Origin of the sequence: Streptomyces sp. URMC 126 (assembly GCF_051386555.1) — a bacterium.
Classification (GTDB): Bacteria; Actinomycetota; Actinomycetes; order Streptomycetales; family Streptomycetaceae; genus Streptomyces.
This window is the reverse complement of sequence record NZ_JBPQTX010001324.1, coordinates 1-237: the sequence shown is the minus strand read 5'-3', so window position 1 is coordinate 237 and position 237 is coordinate 1. Positions and strand designations below refer to the sequence as shown.

Below are 237 nucleotides of genomic sequence, written 5' to 3'. Positions count from 1 at the left end.
ATGCCGGAGTCGCCCTCGGACACCACGTGGTTGCGCAGCCCGGCCTGGGTGGTGGGGCCGAAGTTGCCGTTCACCGAGGACTCGGCGATGCCGATCTCGTACTGAATGGCCTTCATCAGCGACTTCTGCACATCGCGCGAGTAGATGCCGTCGCACGGGCCGATGTCGAACGTCGAGCGCTTGTGGTAGCGGCCGTTCAGCCACTGCTGGATGCCGCGGACCTTCTCCGTGCCGCCC

At 66.2% G+C, this 237-nt stretch carries 1 pseudogene; it reads right to left on the bottom strand.

Annotated features, from left to right (window positions below):
• Positions 1-237: pseudogene (locus ACSNOK_RS36130) on the bottom strand (glycoside hydrolase domain-containing protein); the annotation flags it as partial.